The sequence below is a fragment of the Citrobacter sp. CK185 genome, from assembly GCF_030333565.1.
Taxonomy (GTDB): Bacteria; Pseudomonadota; Gammaproteobacteria; order Enterobacterales; family Enterobacteriaceae; genus Citrobacter_B; species Citrobacter_B koseri.
The window spans coordinates 1,055,194-1,071,688 of the sequence record NZ_JAOWFR010000026.1; the positions used below are offsets into that span (position 1 = coordinate 1,055,194).

A 16,495-nucleotide genomic window follows, 5' to 3' on the forward strand; every position below is an offset into this window, starting at 1 on the left:
GTAGCCATTATTTCCCTTCCGAATATAGATATGCTAAATCCTTACTTCCGCATATTCTCTGAGCAGGTATGCTAGCCCATGTATCCCAATTTCATACAGTTAAGGACAGGCCATGAGTAAGATTTTTGAAGATAACTCGCTGACTATCGGTCATACGCCGCTGGTTCGACTGAACCGTATCGGTAACGGACGCATTCTGGCGAAGGTGGAATCACGTAACCCGAGCTTCAGCGTTAAATGCCGTATCGGTGCCAATATGATTTGGGATGCCGAAAAACGCGGCGTGCTGAAACCGGGCGTCGAACTGGTGGAACCGACCAGCGGCAACACCGGTATCGCGCTGGCTTATGTTGCTGCCGCGCGTGGCTACAAGCTGACGCTGACCATGCCGGACACCATGAGCGTTGAGCGTCGCAAACTGCTCAAAGCGCTGGGGGCGAACCTCGTACTGACCGAAGGCGCGAAAGGCATGAAAGGCGCTATCCAGAAAGCGGAAGAGATTGTCGCCAGCGATCCAGAAAAATACCTGCTGCTTCAGCAGTTCAGCAACCCGGCTAACCCGGAAATTCACGAAAAAACCACCGGCCCGGAAATCTGGGAAGATACCGATGGTCAGGTCGATGTCTTTATCTCCGGCGTCGGCACCGGCGGTACGCTGACAGGCGTCACCCGCTACATCAAAGGCACCAAAGGCAAAACGGACCTCATTACCGTAGCAGTAGAACCGACCGACTCTCCGGTTATCGCGCAGGCGCTGGCTGGTGAAGAACTGAAGCCCGGCCCGCACAAAATTCAGGGCATTGGCGCAGGCTTCATTCCGGGCAACCTCGATCTGAAACTGATTGATAAAGTTGTCGGTATCACAAATGAAGAAGCCATTTCCACCGCTCGTCGCCTGATGGAAGAGGAAGGTATTCTGGCGGGGATCTCTTCCGGCGCGGCCGTTGCGGCAGCACTTAAGCTCCAGGAAGATGAAACCTTTACCAATAAGAATATTGTGGTTATCCTACCGTCATCGGGTGAGCGTTATCTGAGCACTGCTTTGTTTGCCGATCTCTTTACTGAAAAAGAACTGCAACAGTAATGCCAGCATGTTAAAAACGCGTAAAAAAGCACCCTTTTGGGTGCTTTTTTGTGGCCTGCTTCAAATTTTCAACCCTCCTGGCATTGATTCACCCTGCCGGGTCTGGTATTTAACCAGACTAATTATTTTGATGCCCGAAATTAATCGTTACAGGAAAAGCGCTAGCTGAATCGATTTAATGATTTGGTTCAAGTCTTCCTTTCACGGCATAATGTTTAATGACGAGCGAAACGTCAGCGGCCAGCAGTTGCCAGCAACGGATTGCGCATAACACCTGGTGTGTCGCGTCCCGTTTACGCCGACGCTAACAATACAGGCTAAAGTCAAACCGCCAGGCTAGACTTTAGTTCCACAACACTAAACCTATAAGTTGGGGAAATACAATGTTCCAGCAAGAAGTTACCATTACCGCTCCGAACGGTCTGCACACCCGCCCTGCTGCTCAGTTTGTTAAAGAAGCGAAAGGCTTCACTTCTGAGATTACTGTGACTTCCAACGGCAAAAGCGCCAGCGCAAAAAGCCTGTTCAAACTACAGACTCTGGGCCTGACTCAGGGCACCGTTGTCACCATCGCTGCTGAAGGCGAAGACGAACAAAAAGCGGTAGAGCATCTGGTCAAACTGATGGCGGAACTCGAGTAAGTTCCCGGGTTCTTTTAAAAATCAGTCACAAGTAAGGTAGGGTTATGATTTCAGGCATTTTAGCATCCCCGGGTATCGCTTTCGGCAAAGCACTGCTGCTGAAAGAAGACGAAATCGTCATTGACCGGAAAAAAATTTCTGCCGACAAGGTTGATCAGGAAGTTGAACGTTTTCTGAGCGGTCGTGCCAAGGCATCTGCGCAACTGGAAGCGATCAAAACGAAAGCTGGTGAAACGTTCGGTGAAGAAAAAGAAGCCATCTTTGAAGGGCATATCATGCTGCTCGAAGATGAGGAGCTGGAGCAGGAAATCATAGCCCTGATTAAAGATAAGAACATGACGGCTGACGCAGCTGCGCATGAAGTTATCGAAGGTCAGGCCACTGCCCTGGAAGAACTGGATGATGAATACCTGAAAGAACGCGCGGCTGACGTGCGTGACATTGGTAAGCGCCTGCTGCGCAACATCCTGGGTCTGGCAATCATCGACCTGAGCGCAATCAAGGACGAAGTCATCCTGGTTGCCGCTGACCTGACCCCATCAGAAACCGCACAGCTGAACCTGCAAAAGGTGCTGGGTTTCATCACTGACGCAGGTGGACGTACCTCCCACACCTCTATCATGGCGCGTTCTCTGGAACTGCCGGCCATCGTGGGCACCGGTAACGTCACCTCTCAGGTGAAAAACGACGACTATCTGATTCTGGATGCCGTAAACAATCAGGTTTACGTCAACCCAACCAACGAAGAAATTGAAAAACTGCGCGCCGTTCAGGAGCAGGTTGCAACCGAGAAAGCGGAACTCGCTAAACTGAAAGATCTGCCGGCTATCACGCTGGACGGTCATCAGGTAGAAGTTTGCGCCAACATCGGTACCGTTCGTGACGTTGAAGGCGCAGAGCGCAATGGCGCGGAAGGCGTTGGTCTGTATCGTACTGAATTCCTGTTCATGGACCGTGACGCGCTGCCGACTGAAGAAGAACAGTTTGCGGCGTACAAAGCCGTCGCTGAAGCCTGCGGCTCTCAGGCGGTTATCGTCCGTACTATGGATATCGGCGGCGACAAAGAACTGCCGTACATGAACTTCCCGAAAGAAGAGAACCCGTTCCTGGGCTGGCGTGCGGTACGTATCGCTATGGATCGCAAAGAGATCCTGCGTGACCAGGTTCGCGCCATTCTGCGCGCCTCTGCGTTCGGTAAACTGCGCATCATGTTCCCGATGATCATCTCTGTTGAAGAAGTTCGCGCGCTGCGCAAAGAGATTGAAATCTACAAACAGGAACTGCGCGACGAAGGTAAAGCATTTGATGAAAGCATTGAGATTGGCGTGATGGTGGAAACACCGGCTGCGGCAATCATTGCTCGTCATTTAGCTAAAGAAGTTGATTTCTTTAGTATCGGCACCAATGATTTAACGCAGTACACCCTGGCAGTTGACCGTGGTAATGATATGATTTCACATCTTTACCAGCCAATGTCACCGTCCGTGCTGAACTTGATCAAGCAAGTTATTGATGCTTCTCATGCTGAAGGTAAATGGACTGGCATGTGTGGTGAGCTTGCAGGCGACGAACGTGCTACACTTCTGTTGCTGGGGATGGGTCTGGACGAATTCTCTATGAGCGCCATTTCTATCCCGCGCATTAAGAAGATTATCCGTAACACGAACTTCGAAGATGCGAAGGTGTTAGCAGAGCAGGCTCTTGCTCAACCGACAACGGACGAGTTAATGACGCTGGTTAACAAGTTCATTGAAGAAAAAACAATCTGCTAATCCACGAGATGCGGCCCAATTTACTGCTTAGGAGAAGATCATGGGTTTGTTCGATAAACTAAAATCTCTGGTTTCTGATGATAAGAAAGACACCGGAACTATTGAGATTGTTGCTCCGCTCTCTGGCGAGATCGTCAACATCGAAGACGTGCCGGATGTAGTTTTTGCCGAGAAAATCGTTGGCGATGGCATTGCTATCAAACCAACCGGTAACAAAATGGTCGCGCCAGTAGACGGCACCATCGGCAAAATCTTTGAAACCAACCATGCGTTCTCTATCGAATCGGATAGCGGCATTGAGCTGTTCGTTCACTTCGGTATCGACACCGTTGAACTGAAAGGCGAAGGCTTCAAGCGTATTGCTGAAGAAGGTCAACGCGTTAAAGTTGGCGATCCGGTAATTGAGTTCGATCTGCCGCTGCTGGAAGAAAAAGCCAAGTCTACCCTGACTCCGGTTGTTATCTCCAACATGGACGAAATCAAAGAACTGATCAAACTGTCCGGTAGCGTGACTGTGGGTGAAACCCCGGTTATCCGCATCAAGAAGTAATTCTTGCCGCAGGGAAAAATGGCGCCGACTGGCGCCATTTTTTTATCCTGGTTACGGTAAAACCGCGCCTGATGGCGCTTCGCTTATCAGGCCTACAATAAAATATCGCATGCCGGATAAGGCGATGTTTGCCTGATGGCGCTGCGCTTATCAGGCCTACAATAAAATGTCGTAGGCCGGATAAGGCGATGTTTGCCTGATGGCGCTTCGCTTATCAGGCCTACAACAAAATATCGTATGCCGAATAAGGCGATGTTTGCCTGATGGCGCTGCGCTTATCAGGCCTACAACAAAATATCGTATGCCGGATAAGGCGATGTTTGCCTGATGGCGCTGCGCTTATCAGGCCTACAATAAAAGATCGTAGGCCGGATAAGGCGTTTTTCGCCGCCATCCGGCATAGTTACGCACTCACAACAGCGAGGTGACCGGACGATAGCACTTCTCGCGCATCAGGATCTTCATCCCTTCCGGCCCGCTTTCCAGCATCCGCTTCTCCGAGTCCGACACCAGCAATTCACACTGATAGCCGCCCGCAATGCCGAACATCGCGCGCGCCACGCAGATATCCTCCAGCGCATCAAGCCCGCTCGTTTCAAAGTGACCAACCACACGCCCCTGCTGGCGAACCACCAGCCGATAGCTCTTCATCGCGCCTCCCCTGCCGGTGGCAGAATCAACTCATCACACCCGCAGCGCTGCGTCCAGGTCATCACCTCCAGCACACGCTCTGCGGCATGTCGCGTCGCCGCCGTCAGCGCTTTCCCCTGCACAATACCGCTCACCAGTTCGGCGCAGAACAAATCGCCCGTCCCTTTTAAATCGGTTTCCACACGCGGGTGTTCAATCACATCCACGCCGCCGTTCGTCACCACCGCCACATTGATGGTATCCGCCGTCTGGCCTGGCGCACTGGTGATCACAATCCACTTCAGCGTGTCGGAGAGCAGCGATTTCGCCGCCGCAACCGCTTCATCCAGCGTGCCGCACGGTTTGCCGCTGAGCATCTCCAGCTCGAACACATTCGGCGTCAGCCCCTGCGCCAGCGGCAGCAGATAATGACGATACGCCTGCGGGATTTCCGCTTTCACATACATTCCGCTGTCCGTGTCGCCAATCACCGGATCGACCAGAATACACACCTCAGGATGCGCGATCCGCACCGTTTCCAGCCATTTCGCCAGCAGAACGATTTGTTCCGCACTGCCCATATAGCCTGTCGTGACCGCTTTAAGCTCACGCAGCGCATCCCGCTCATTTAAGGCCTGGAGATAACCGCTGAACCAGTCGGCAGGAATAATGCCGCCGTAAAACGTTTCATAATGCGGCGTATTGCTGAACAGCACCGTGGGCACCGCCGTCACCCGCAAGCCCTGCGCTTTAATCGCCGGTACGGCAATACTGTTGCCTACGCTGCCGTACACCACCTGTGACTGAACGGCGACAATGTCGGTCTGTAAAGCCCGATGCTTATCGTCGAAGAGCACTGACTGTATTTCACTATCCTGCCCCATTTACCTCTCCTCTCACTGGACAGCGGGCTAACGCCTCACTATTATCGTCATATGCTAAAATTCATTTTGTCATAGGTCAATAATGATCGACGGAAAAACCGCCAGCGAAATCTTTGACAGTATTCGTCAGCATGTCACCACCGGCGCACTGGCGCCAGGGGAAACGCTGCCGCCGGTGCGGGAACTGGCATCGGAATTAAACGTGAACCGCAATACTGTCGCGGCGGCTTACAAACGGCTGGTGACATCCGGCCTGGCCCTGAGCCAGGGACGTAACGGTACGGTCATTAAAGGTGCGCCTTCTCCGCTCGCGCTGGAAGGAAGCAGCCCCAATACGCCGCTGACCGATCTTTCCGGCGGCAATCCCGATCCCCAACGGCTGCCCGATCTCAGCAGTTATTTTTCAACAATAAATAAGTCACCGCGTCTTTACGGCGATGCGGCCGTTTCTCCCGCCCTTCACGCGTGGGCGAAGCAGTGGATGCAGGATGCCATACCTGGCGAAGGCGAGATTGATATCACCAGTGGGGCGATTGACGCCATCGAGCGTCTGCTGTGCGCCCATTTACTGCCGGGTGACAGCGTGGCAGTGGAAGACCCCTGCTTTTTAAGCAGCATCAGTATGCTGCGCTACGCCGGGTTTTCCGCCATCCCCGTTGGCGTCGATAGCGAAGGTATGCAGCCTGAGATGCTGGAACAGGCGCTGAAAAATGGCGCCCGCGCCGTCATTTTAACCCCGCGCGCCCACAATCCTACGGGGTGCAGTTTGAGCGCCTCCCGCGCCGCCGCGCTACAGAACATTGTGGCGAAATACCCGCAAGCGCTGGTTATTATCGACGACCACTTTGCCCTGCTCTCTTCATCTCCCTGGCACCCGGTGATCGCCCCGGAGACGCTACACTGGTCAGTGGTTCGCTCGATGTCAAAGACGCTGGGGCCGGATCTGCGCCTCGCCATTGTCGCCAGCGATCCCGCCACCTCAGCCAGACTGCGCCTGCGCCTTAATTCCGGCAGTCAGTGGGTCAGCCATCTGTTGCAAGATTTAGTGCATGCCTGTCTGAGTGACAAAAACTATCAGCGAACGCTGGCGCAGACCCGGCAATTTTATGCTTCGCAGCAGCAGAAGCTGGCCTGCGCGCTCCAGCGAACCGGGCTTACACACGCCCCCGGCGATGGGCTGAATGCGTGGTTGCCGTTGAAAAGCCACAGCCAGAGCATCGCGTTTATGCTGGCGAAAGCGGGCTGGCTGGTACGGGAAGGCGAAGCATTTGGCGTCAATGCGCCCGCCCACGGTCTGCGTATTACGCTATCGACACTGGGCGACGGCGATATCAACAAACTGGCGGCTGATATCCATCAGGCGTTGAAACGTTAACAGGAGAGAAAAAGTGCGAGTTCATTTTGTCGTTCATGAGTCTTTCGAATCTGCCGGAGCCTATCTGCAATGGGCTGAGGATCGCGGTTATCCCCTCTCCTGGTCCCGCGTGTATGCCGGTGAACCTGTCCCCGCCAATGCGGATGGTTTCGATATGCTGGTGGTGTTTGGCGGCCCGCAGTCACCGCGTACTACGCTCGAAGAGTGCCCGTATTTTGACTCTTTAGCGGAACAGCGGCTTATTAATCAGGCGATCTCTGCGCGTCGTATTGTGATCGGCATCTGTCTTGGCTCCCAGTTGATTGGTGAGGCGCTGGGCGCAAAAGTACGCCAGAGCCCGGAAAAGGAGATCGGCCACTACCCGATTACGCTGACGGAAGCCGGGAAACAGAATCCGCTGCTTGCTCATTTCGGCTCTCCGCTTGTGGTCGGGCACTGGCACAACGATATGCCAGGGTTAACCGATCAGTCGGTCGTTCTCGCGACAAGCGAAGGATGTCCGCGCCAGATCGTGCAATACGGTAACGCCGTCTACGGTTTTCAGTGCCATATGGAGTTTACCGCCGAGGCGGTAGAAGGGCTGATCCAGCATTCAGAACAGGAACTGGCTGCGGCAAAAGGGAAGCGCTTTATTCGCTCGAACGCCGAAATGCGCGAGTGGAATTATCAGGAGATGAACGAGAAACTGTGGCACTTCCTCGACCTGCTGGTGGAGAAACGTAACGCTTGACGTTGCAGGCCGGATGAGACGCTTTGCGTCGTCATCCGGCGATCATGCCTTGCGGTTGCCGGATGGCGCTACGCTTATCAGGCCGACAGGCTAAATCCCTGCCCCCTGGCTGAAGTGTTCTTCGCCAAAGACGCCGGTAGAAAGATAGCGATCGCCGCGATCGCAGATGATCGCCACCACCACGGCGCCCGGCGTCGCGCGGGCAACGCGTAACGCACCGGCAACCGCGCCGCCGGAACTCACGCCGCAGAAAATACCTTCGCGTACTGCCAGTTCGCGCATGGTGTTTTCCGCCTCGCTCTGGTGAATATCCAGCACCTGATCCACAAGCTGAGCATTAAAAATACCCGGCATATATTCTGCGGGCCAGCGACGAATCCCCGGAATGCTGCTGCCCTCTTCCGGTTGCAGGCCAACAATCGTTACCGATTTTTCCTGTTCGCGCAGGAAGCGCGACACACCGGTAATCGTACCGGTTGTTCCCATACTGGAGACAAAGTGGGTGATGCGACCTGAGGTTTGCTGCCAGATTTCCGGCCCGGTCGTGGTGTAGTGCGCGTAAGGGTTGTCGGGATTGTTAAACTGATCGAGCAGCTTACCTTCGCCGCGTTCGGCCATTTCCAGCGCCAAATCGCGCGCGCCTTCCATTCCTTGCTCTTTAGACACCAGAATCAGATCCGCGCCATAGGCGCGCATCGCCGCGCGGCGCTCCTGGCTCATGTTGTCCGGCATCAGCAGTTTCATGCGATAGCCTTTCAGTGCGGCAATCATCGCCAGCGCAATACCGGTATTGCCGCTGGTCGCTTCAATCAGCACATCGCCGGGCTTAATTTCCCCGCGTTTTTCCGCCTGGACGATCATCGACAGCGCCGCCCGGTCTTTCACTGACCCGGCAGGGTTATTGCCTTCCAGCTTGACCCAAATTTCACTGCCGTTATCCGGCGCCATCCGCTGCAATTTCACCAGAGGCGTATTGCCAATTGTTTGTTCTAATGTGTTCACTTCTCTGTCCAGTAAAAAGCCCGGTGGCGCTTCGCTTACCGGGCCTACGCAGATCATATTGTAGGCCGGGTCAGCGCAGCGCCACCCGGCAAAACTACGTGATATTAACCTATCAGGCCGATTCTGCCAGAGCAAGCTCCTCTTCGCGCGTCTCAATGCGCTGGTTGCCATTGTACAACCGCGCATTTTGCAGCCCGACAAACAGCCGCTCGCCGCGCTGTGGGGGATTATCCCCCTGCATCACCACCGTCAGCGGTTCGTTATACCACCCCAGAGGCTGCACGACTAATTGGGTGTAGTGACCTTTCGGACTGGCCTCCAGCACCTGTACCGGCAGCGGGGAATCCAGACTGGTGCGACGGCTGACATCCACCTCCCACGGACGCAGGAACAGATCGACCGCTCCCTGGTACGCTGGCGTATACCCCAGCGGCCAGCGATGCGCGCCAACGTGGAACTGACCGCCGCGAATCGTTCCCTGCAAACGGTTCACTTCGCCCATAAACTCCAGCACAAAGCGGGTGGCGGGTTCACGCCACACCTGATCCGGCGCATCGGCCTGTTCAATGTTGCCCTGGCTCATCACCACCACGCGATCCGCCACTTCCGTAGCCTCTTCCTGATCGTGGGTGACAAACACGCTGGTGAATTTCAACTCTTCATGCAACTGACGCAGCCAGCGGCGCAGCTCTTTACGCACCTGCGCATCAAGCGCGCCAAACGGTTCATCCAGCAGCAGGATCTGCGGCTCAACCGCTAACGCGCGCGCCAGCGCCACGCGCTGTTTCTGCCCGCCGGAAAGCTGTGCCGGAAAACGCTCCGCCAGATGGGCCAGTTGCACCATTTCCAGCAGTTTCGTCACTTTCGCTTTAATGGCCGCCGCATTCGGACGTTCGCGACGCGGCAGCACCGTCAGGCCAAAGGCGATATTGTCGAACACCGTCATATGACGAAACAGCGCATAGTGCTGAAAAACAAAGCCGACTTTACGATCGCGCGCGTGCAGACGGCTTACGTCTGTACCGTGAAAACGAATGTGCCCGCTGGTCTGATGCTCCAGCCCGGCAATAATACGCAGCAGCGTGGTTTTACCGGAACCGGACGGCCCCAGCAAGGCAACCATCTGACCTGAAGGAATATCCAGCGAGATATCGTTCAGCACCTGGGTGCGACCAAAAGACTTCTTAATATTGGCAATCTCAATGCTCATGATTTTCCTCCTGTTGCGCACGTTTCTCCTGATTTTCCAGGCGCCATTGCAACATACTCTTCAAAAACAGGGTAATAATCGCCATCAGCGTCAGCAGCGCGGCAGCGGTAAAGGAGCCGACGGTGTTGTAGTCCTGCTCCAGTAATTCAATCTGTAACGGCAGCGACAGGGTTTCGCCGCGAATCGAGCCGGAAACCACCGACACCGCGCCGAACTCGCCAATGGCGCGCGCGTTGGTCAGCACCACGCCGTACAGCAGCGCCCAGCGAATATTAGGCAACGTAACGCGACGGAACATTTGCCAGCCGGAAGCGCCAAGCAGAATCGCCGCTTCATCTTCCTGGCTGCCCTGACTCAGCATAACCGGCACCAGTTCACGCACCACAAACGGACAGGTGACGAAAATAGTGACCAGCACCATCCCCGGCCAGGCGAACATAATTTGCAGGTTGTGCTCATCCAGCCAGTCGCCCAGCGGGCCGTTCGAGCCGTAAAACAGCAGGTAGACCAGACCGGCCACCACCGGCGAGACGGCAAACGGAATATCCAGCAGCGTCAGCAGCAGCTGGCGACCGGGAAAATTAAAGCGCGTCACCAGCCACGCCAGCAGAACGCCAAACACCAGGTTTACCGGTACGGCAATCAGCGCAATCAACACCGTCAGCCAGATCGCGTGCAGCATGTCCGGGTCGGCCAGGTTCTGTAAGACCGGCATCAGCCCTTTGCTGAAGGCCTGTACGAAGATATAAATCATCGGCACCAGCAAAATAAACGCCGAAACCAGCATCCCGGTGCCAATCAGAAACCATTTTCCCCAGTTAATGCGGGGGGCGTCATAACGCTTCAATTGGGTAACTTCCGCCATTAGTGACCTACCACACGTCGACCAAAGCGACTTTGCAGGGTGTTAATCGAGAACAGCAGCAACAGCGACGCCGCGAGGATCACCGACGCAATCGCGCTGGCCGCCGGATAGTCAAACTCCTGCAAACGAACAAAAATCATCAGCGAGGTCACTTCGGTTTTCCACGCGATGTTCCCGGCAATAAAAATCACCGCGCCAAACTCGCCGAGGCTTCGGGTAAACGAGAGCGCAATACCCGCCACCAGCGCAGGAGACAGCTCCGGCAACACCACTTTGCGGAAACTTTGCAGGCGCGTTGCGCCGAGCGTTTCCGCCGCTTCTTCATATTCCGGGCCTAACTCTTCCAGTACCGGCTGCACCGTGCGCACCACAAACGGGATGCTGGTAAAAGCCATCGCTACCGCGATGCCAAGCCAGGTGTAAGTCACTTTGATATCAAACTTCGCCAGCCATTCGCCGTAAAAACCGTTCACGGAAAACAATGACGCCAGCGTCAGACCCGCCACCGCCGTCGGCAGGGCAAACGGCAGATCCATCAGCGCATCCAGCAGCGTACGTCCCGGAAAGCGATAGCGGGTTAAGATCCACGCCATCAACAGGCCAAATACGCCGTTGAAGATTGATGCCACAAACGCCGACAACAGCGTGACTTTGTAGGCCGCCACCACCTGCGGGTTGGTGATAACCTCCCAGTATTGCGCCCAGCTCATTTGCGCCAGCTGCATCACCAGCGCGCTCAACGGAAGCAGCAATATCAGGCAGACGAACAACAGGCTGGTTCCGAGGCTTAAGGTAAAGCCGGGCAGCACACGTCTTGTCGATACTGCGAACATTACTTACGCCCCGCCGCCAACAGTTTGTCCAGCTCGCCGCCGCTGCCGAAGTGGGTTTTCATCACTTCCGGCCAGGAGCCAAACTTATCTTCCACGCGGAACAGTTCGGTCTGTGGGAATTTATCTTTCAGTTTGTCCATCACTTCCGGGTTATTCACGCGGTAGTAGAAGTCGGTGATGATGGTCTGCGCCTGCGGGCTGTAGAGCCAGTTCAGGTAAGCCTTCGCCGCTTTTTCAGTACCGTTGGCCTGTACGTTTTTATCCACCCATGCCACCGGGAATTCGGCCAGAATATTGGTTTTCGGGATAACGACTTCAAATCCCTGCGCTTCATACTGTTTACGGATGTTATTCACTTCCGATTCAAAGCTAATCAGCACATCGCCCAAGCCGCGTTCCGCAAAGGTGGTGGTCGCGCCGCGACCGCCGGTGTCAAACACTTCGACGTTCTTCAGGAACTGGGTCATAAACTGCTCGGTTTTGGCTTTGTCGCCACCGTCAGCTTTATCTGCCGCGCCCCATGCAGCCAGATAGGTGTAACGGGCGTTGCCTGAGGTTTTCGGGTTCGGGAAAATCAGTTTTACATCGGAACGCACAAGGTCATTCCAGTCATGGATATTTTTCGGATTCCCTTTGCGCACCAGGAATCCCATCGTGGAATAGAACGGTGAACTGTTATTCGGCAAACGGCTTTGCCAGTCGGCAGGGATCAGCTTGCCTTTGTCATGCAGGATCTGCACATCCGTGACCTGGTTATAGGTCACTACGTCAGCTTTCAGCCCTTGCAGGATCGCCAGCGCTTGTTTTGACGAACCGGCGTGAGACTGCTTGATGGTCAGCTTATCGCCGCCGTTATCTTTCGCCCACTGCTGTTCAAACGGCGGATTAAGGGCGGCAAACAGTTCGCGAGAAACGTCGTATGAGCTGTTCAGCAGCTCTGTTGCCTGCGCCTGCGTGGCCAACAACAGCATCGCGCTCAGCGCCAGGTATCTTTTTTTCAGTAAGTTAACAGCCATTGCGCACCCTTATAAATTTGATGACTTTCTTATGGTCATAATATTTATAACGGGTACGAAAGGAGTAACGGTTTTATATACCGTTTGATGATTTGAAAGTCGAAAAGGGAATAAGAGAATCCCTCCCCACATGCGGTGAGGAGGAAAGCGGCGTTAATCAGACGCCCACGCTCACGCTTTCAGGCAGCGTGCTGCCGCCATCAATCACGTTTTGCGTCCCGGTCAAATAGCTGGACTCATCCGATGCCAGGAAGGCCGCCAGTTCACCCACTTCGAGCGGACAGGCCAGACGGCGCATCGGGATCGCTTTCGCCATTTCGGTGAGTACCGATTCAGGATCGTCAGGATTAGACTGACGGGCAATATTTTCCGCCATCGGCGTGCGGACATAACCCGGACAGATTGCGTTCACACGAACGCCGGACTGCGCATACTCCACGGCCAGGGACTTGGTGAGTCCGATAATCGCCGCTTTAGACAGGGCATAAGCCGTTTCGCCTGGATCGGCCACCATATCCCCGGTCACGGAGGACATCATGACGATACGCCCATCTTTGCGTTCAACCATTTCCGGCAGAACGGCTTTTGTGACGTTCCAGACGCCTTTGATATTAATATCGATATGGAAATCGCGATCTTCTTCGCTCATGTCGAGGAAGTTGCCCAACCGGCAAACACCCGCATTGTTGACCAGAATATCAATTTTACCTTCTATCTTTTTCGCGCGCGCCACTGCCGCCGCGACCGATGCAAAATCCCTGACATCCGCTTTGATGGCGGTACAACGATGACCGCGTCCGCCCAGCTCATCCGCCAGTTTTTCCGCCTCATCGGAGATATCCAGCAAAATTAAATTCGCGCCGTGGCGAGCAAACACTCTGGCGATCCCCTCGCCAATGCCCTGTGACGCGCCGGTAATCAATGCCGTTTTGCCCGTGAGTTTACCCATTTCAATGTTCTCCTTTTCAGTCTGTTGCAGCGCATAAGCGGTGCGTCTTATGCGCTACTCTCGTCTCCAGCGAAACTACGATGAAGTCTTACACTCCATTAACATTGAAAATACAGAAAAAACAAATAAGTGCTGCGGAACAGCTCACTAATTAGGGTAAATCTTACGTAAAAGTCCCTAGCTCCTGCCTAAAAGATTAATCAGCTCGCTGCTGCGCTCAATCATACGAAGCGACTCAACATCATTGAGCTGCACCATGCCAACAAACAGCAGATCGGTCACCGAGTTCTGCGCGGTTCGGGTGGACATGGACGAACTGCGCCATTCGGTCTCACCGGATACGGTATCCAGCGTGTAATCGGCCAGCCGCCGCAGCGGAGAATCCGTCAAAGAGGTGATCGCAATCACCGTCGCCCCCTGCTTACGCGCCGCTTCGGCGCAAAGCACGATCTCCTTTTTCGACCCGCTGTAGGAAATGGCTATTTGCACGTCCCCTTCTTGCAAGGCCTGAGCAATGGTTGCCTGCACATGGGTATCGACCTCGCAGGCCACGCGATAACCAATTTTCATCAGCTTGAAGGATAAATCCCGTCCTACCAGCGCCGAACCGCCGACGCCCGTAATCTGAATAAGCCGAGCCTTGCTGATCAGGTTAATCACCTGCTTCAGGCGATCGAAATCCATCAGACTACAGGTTTCCTCCAGCGCGAACATTTTTTCTCTGTTCAGCTTACGGGCAATCACCTCCAGGCTGTCTTCACTGGTAATCGTACTGTGCAGATGCAGCGCCGTGTCATGTTTCTTTTCCCGGTTGACGCTGTACTCCTCAATGAGCGCCATTCTGAGCTCGGTGAATCCCTTCGCGCCAAGTTTCTGGGCAAATTTCACAATACTGGACTGGCTGACTTCCAGCTGCTTCGCCAGATTGCGGGAAGAAACGGTTTTTAGCTCGCTGACATGGGCCAAAAGAAAGCTGGCAATTTTCTGTTCATTTTCCGTTAACTCTCCCTCTGCATTACGCATTTTCGCCAGATACAACATCGCTCTTCCGCTCCCGTCATCATGGAATCATTAATTCCAACGCACTGTTCGCAGGATAACACAACGCGGGTGAGAATTTGATAGCCCTCACAATATTTGTATTGCGATTCAATGATTCTATTGTAAATATTTTTATGGAATATATGATTCCTTGCGTCTTTCATAGCAACAAAAAACTACACACAGAAAAGGATAATCATAATGAAACGTACTCTGAAGTCCCTGGCAATCTTTACTCTCCTCGCAACCAGCGCCAGCCATGCCGCCGTGATCTACCAGGCCAATGACGGATCGAATATCGATCTCTACGGACGTCTCGGATTCAATATCTCTGACAAGAAATCAGGCGACACCTCGGGCGATTTTGACGCGCGTATCGGTTTCTCCGCCCGCCAGGCGATTAATGACAAGCTGGCCGTTATTGGTTTTACGCAGTATCAGGTAAATGCCGCAGAGTACGCGAACAACATCAGCGCGGAAAACCCGAATGACTTCACCGCGCGTTACGTCTGGGCAGGGATTGATTTTGCCGAATACGGCAAGCTGACCGGCGGGCGCGTGTCATCCGGCCTGATCATGTTCACGGATATCGGCGATGTGTTCGCCAGCTCCGATGTCGCAATGGCTCGCCAGGCAAACTTTGTTGACCCGACGGCAGTACAGGTTTTCCGTCAGGACGGCACCATTCAGTACCAGAACACATTCGGCAATTTTGATTTCTCTACCGCCTATATTCTGGGCAACAACACCTCCGATCTGGATTACGGTTATAATGCCGCCCTTCGCTATACGCTCGATATGGGCGATTTTGGCCGCCTCCAGCCGGTGATTGCCGGTCAGACAGAGAAAGCGAGCCATGACGATACATCCACGCTGTCGGATAATAATGTCGATAAGTACACCTTTTATGGCATCGGCACCCGCTACTACCTGGGCGATTTCATGTTCGGCCTGCTCTATGCCCAGGATAAAGTGACCTACCTCGACGGTTCTGCGGACAGCACCGATAAAGATTACGAAGCAACGCTGGTCTGGAACGTCAGCCCGGACTGGGCGTTACGTACCGGCTATCGCCATCTGAAAAATGAGGACGGCGACGGGCTGAAACTGCGCGATACCACCTTTGAAGCGCAGTACAAACTCACCGTTCGCAGTTCCATATTTGCGTCTTACTCCTGGCGTAATGGTGAAGAAGGGAAAAAACGGACGAACGGCAATGATGTCTCCTTCGGCGGCAGCAACCCGGCTGATGACTATTTCCACCTTGGCTTACGTTACGAATTCTGATTCCCCTTTTCCGGGAGAGTAAAAATGAAGAAATATTTTGTGTCCGCCGCAGCACTGTTGTTTTGCAGCCAGGCTTTTGCCGCTCCGCATCTCTTTATTGGCGATAACGTCAGCGTGCTGGCGGCCCGTTCGGCAAAAGTCAGTATTTTTAGTAAAGACGTGGCGCTGCCAGACGGCGCTCAAAAAATGGTAGTGAAGTTCGACAGTCCAGCAAATCCTGAATCGGTGAACAATAACCGGGGCCGCGTGACGTCTAACCCGTATATCATCTCGTTTAACGCTTCCGGCAATGTGGATCTGCAACTGTCTGCGGGAAAACCGCTGGACGAAAAAGAAGCCAGTCAGATGGCGCAAAAACCGGTATTCACCCTGACGGCGGCCGGGAAACCCGTACCGTTTGATATCAAAATTCTCGACCGTGACAGCATCACCGTGTTCACCGACCTGAGCGCCATCGTCAACGATGACAGCACGATGATACCTTCTCCGGCGCGCTCCGCTTCCCCGGCGGCGCCCGCCACTTCGCATGACCAGCTCTCCCAGCTACAGCAACTGTATCTGAAAGCTGACGACACCCAGAAAAAAGCATTCCTGAAATGGGCGCTAAACCTGTAAGGCTGTAAGTA

The 16,495-nt window shown here is 54.1% G+C and carries 17 protein-coding genes; 8 read left to right on the forward strand and 9 right to left on the reverse strand.

What is annotated here, in order from left to right:
* Window positions 1–112 precede the first annotated feature (112 nt).
* The 4 genes from cysK (at window position 113) to crr (ending at window position 4,047) form a co-directional block, all read left to right on the forward strand.
* Window positions 113–1,084 (forward strand): cysteine synthase A, encoded by a 972-nt coding sequence (gene cysK, locus OGV79_RS19670; protein WP_047462171.1) that lies wholly within the window; start codon window positions 113–115, stop codon window positions 1,082–1,084.
* A 383-nt stretch (window positions 1,085–1,467) separates the two neighbouring features.
* Window positions 1,468–1,725: a phosphocarrier protein Hpr gene (ptsH, locus tag OGV79_RS19675; RefSeq protein WP_005971891.1), complete on the forward strand. Its 258-nt coding sequence runs from the start codon at window positions 1,468–1,470 to the stop codon at window positions 1,723–1,725.
* 44 nt (window positions 1,726–1,769) lie between these two features.
* Window positions 1,770–3,497 (forward strand): phosphoenolpyruvate-protein phosphotransferase PtsI, encoded by a 1,728-nt coding sequence (ptsI, locus tag OGV79_RS19680; RefSeq protein ID WP_286468820.1) that lies wholly within the window; start codon window positions 1,770–1,772, stop codon window positions 3,495–3,497.
* Between the two features lie 40 nt (window positions 3,498–3,537).
* Complete coding sequence (crr, locus tag OGV79_RS19685) at window positions 3,538–4,047, forward strand: PTS glucose transporter subunit IIA (RefSeq protein ID WP_000522253.1); 510 nt, start codon at window positions 3,538–3,540, stop codon at window positions 4,045–4,047.
* A gap of 411 nt (window positions 4,048–4,458) precedes the next feature.
* Here crr and OGV79_RS19690 read toward each other — a convergent pair whose 3' ends face one another.
* Window positions 4,459–4,698, reverse strand: a complete 240-nt coding sequence (locus OGV79_RS19690) for a hypothetical protein (RefSeq protein WP_012131365.1) — start codon at window positions 4,696–4,698, stop codon at window positions 4,459–4,461.
* Window positions 4,695–5,561, reverse strand: a complete 867-nt coding sequence (pdxK, locus tag OGV79_RS19695; protein ID WP_012131364.1) for a pyridoxine/pyridoxal/pyridoxamine kinase — start codon at window positions 5,559–5,561, stop codon at window positions 4,695–4,697. Before pdxK ends, OGV79_RS19690 begins: the two co-directional genes overlap by 4 nt.
* A gap of 82 nt (window positions 5,562–5,643) precedes the next feature.
* On the opposite strand from pdxK, the gene ptsJ reads away from it, so the two are divergent.
* Both ptsJ and OGV79_RS19705 read left to right on the forward strand, forming a co-directional pair.
* On the forward strand, window positions 5,644–6,936 hold the full coding sequence (gene ptsJ, locus OGV79_RS19700; protein WP_130028540.1) for a MocR-like B6 salvage transcription factor PtsJ: 1,293 nt from the start codon (window positions 5,644–5,646) through the stop codon (window positions 6,934–6,936).
* A 13-nt stretch (window positions 6,937–6,949) separates the two neighbouring features.
* On the forward strand, window positions 6,950–7,666 hold the full coding sequence (locus OGV79_RS19705) for a type 1 glutamine amidotransferase (RefSeq protein WP_115614578.1): 717 nt from the start codon (window positions 6,950–6,952) through the stop codon (window positions 7,664–7,666).
* Window positions 7,667–7,756: 90 nt separating this feature from the next.
* Here the strand turns inward: OGV79_RS19705 and cysM are convergent, their stop codons facing one another.
* From cysM to murR, 7 genes are all read right to left on the reverse strand, one after another.
* Window positions 7,757–8,668, reverse strand: a complete 912-nt coding sequence (gene cysM / locus OGV79_RS19710) for a cysteine synthase CysM (RefSeq protein WP_047463959.1) — start codon at window positions 8,666–8,668, stop codon at window positions 7,757–7,759.
* Between the two features lie 112 nt (window positions 8,669–8,780).
* On the reverse strand, window positions 8,781–9,878 hold the full coding sequence (gene cysA / locus OGV79_RS19715; protein ID WP_012131360.1) for a sulfate/thiosulfate ABC transporter ATP-binding protein CysA: 1,098 nt from the start codon (window positions 9,876–9,878) through the stop codon (window positions 8,781–8,783).
* Window positions 9,868–10,743 (reverse strand): sulfate/thiosulfate ABC transporter permease CysW, encoded by an 876-nt coding sequence (gene cysW, locus OGV79_RS19720; RefSeq protein ID WP_012131359.1) that lies wholly within the window; start codon window positions 10,741–10,743, stop codon window positions 9,868–9,870. The genes cysA and cysW overlap by 11 nt, the downstream gene beginning before the upstream one ends.
* On the reverse strand, window positions 10,743–11,576 hold the full coding sequence (gene cysT, locus OGV79_RS19725; protein WP_012131358.1) for a sulfate/thiosulfate ABC transporter permease CysT: 834 nt from the start codon (window positions 11,574–11,576) through the stop codon (window positions 10,743–10,745). Before cysT ends, cysW begins: the two co-directional genes overlap by 1 nt.
* Window positions 11,576–12,592 (reverse strand): thiosulfate/sulfate ABC transporter substrate-binding protein CysP, encoded by a 1,017-nt coding sequence (cysP, locus tag OGV79_RS19730; RefSeq protein ID WP_101744326.1) that lies wholly within the window; start codon window positions 12,590–12,592, stop codon window positions 11,576–11,578. The genes cysT and cysP overlap by 1 nt, the downstream gene beginning before the upstream one ends.
* Window positions 12,593–12,749: 157 nt before the next feature.
* Window positions 12,750–13,541 carry an SDR family oxidoreductase UcpA gene (gene ucpA, locus OGV79_RS19735; protein ID WP_012131356.1) on the reverse strand — a complete coding sequence of 264 codons (792 nt, stop codon included), beginning with the start codon at window positions 13,539–13,541 and terminating at the stop codon, window positions 12,750–12,752.
* A gap of 177 nt (window positions 13,542–13,718) precedes the next feature.
* The gene (murR, locus tag OGV79_RS19740) at window positions 13,719–14,582 is read right to left on the reverse strand and encodes an HTH-type transcriptional regulator MurR (protein ID WP_012131355.1); all 864 of its coding nucleotides are present in this window, start codon (window positions 14,580–14,582) and stop codon (window positions 13,719–13,721) included.
* A 201-nt stretch (window positions 14,583–14,783) separates the two neighbouring features.
* Between murR and OGV79_RS19745 the strand changes: the two genes are divergently transcribed.
* Together OGV79_RS19745 and OGV79_RS19750 are read left to right on the forward strand one after the other, a co-directional pair.
* Window positions 14,784–15,869 carry a porin gene (locus OGV79_RS19745; RefSeq protein ID WP_012131354.1) on the forward strand — a complete coding sequence of 362 codons (1,086 nt, stop codon included), beginning with the start codon at window positions 14,784–14,786 and terminating at the stop codon, window positions 15,867–15,869.
* A gap of 24 nt (window positions 15,870–15,893) precedes the next feature.
* On the forward strand, window positions 15,894–16,484 hold the full coding sequence (locus OGV79_RS19750) for a DUF2057 family protein (RefSeq protein WP_012131352.1): 591 nt from the start codon (window positions 15,894–15,896) through the stop codon (window positions 16,482–16,484).
* The last annotated feature ends 11 nt before the right edge of the window (window positions 16,485–16,495 follow it).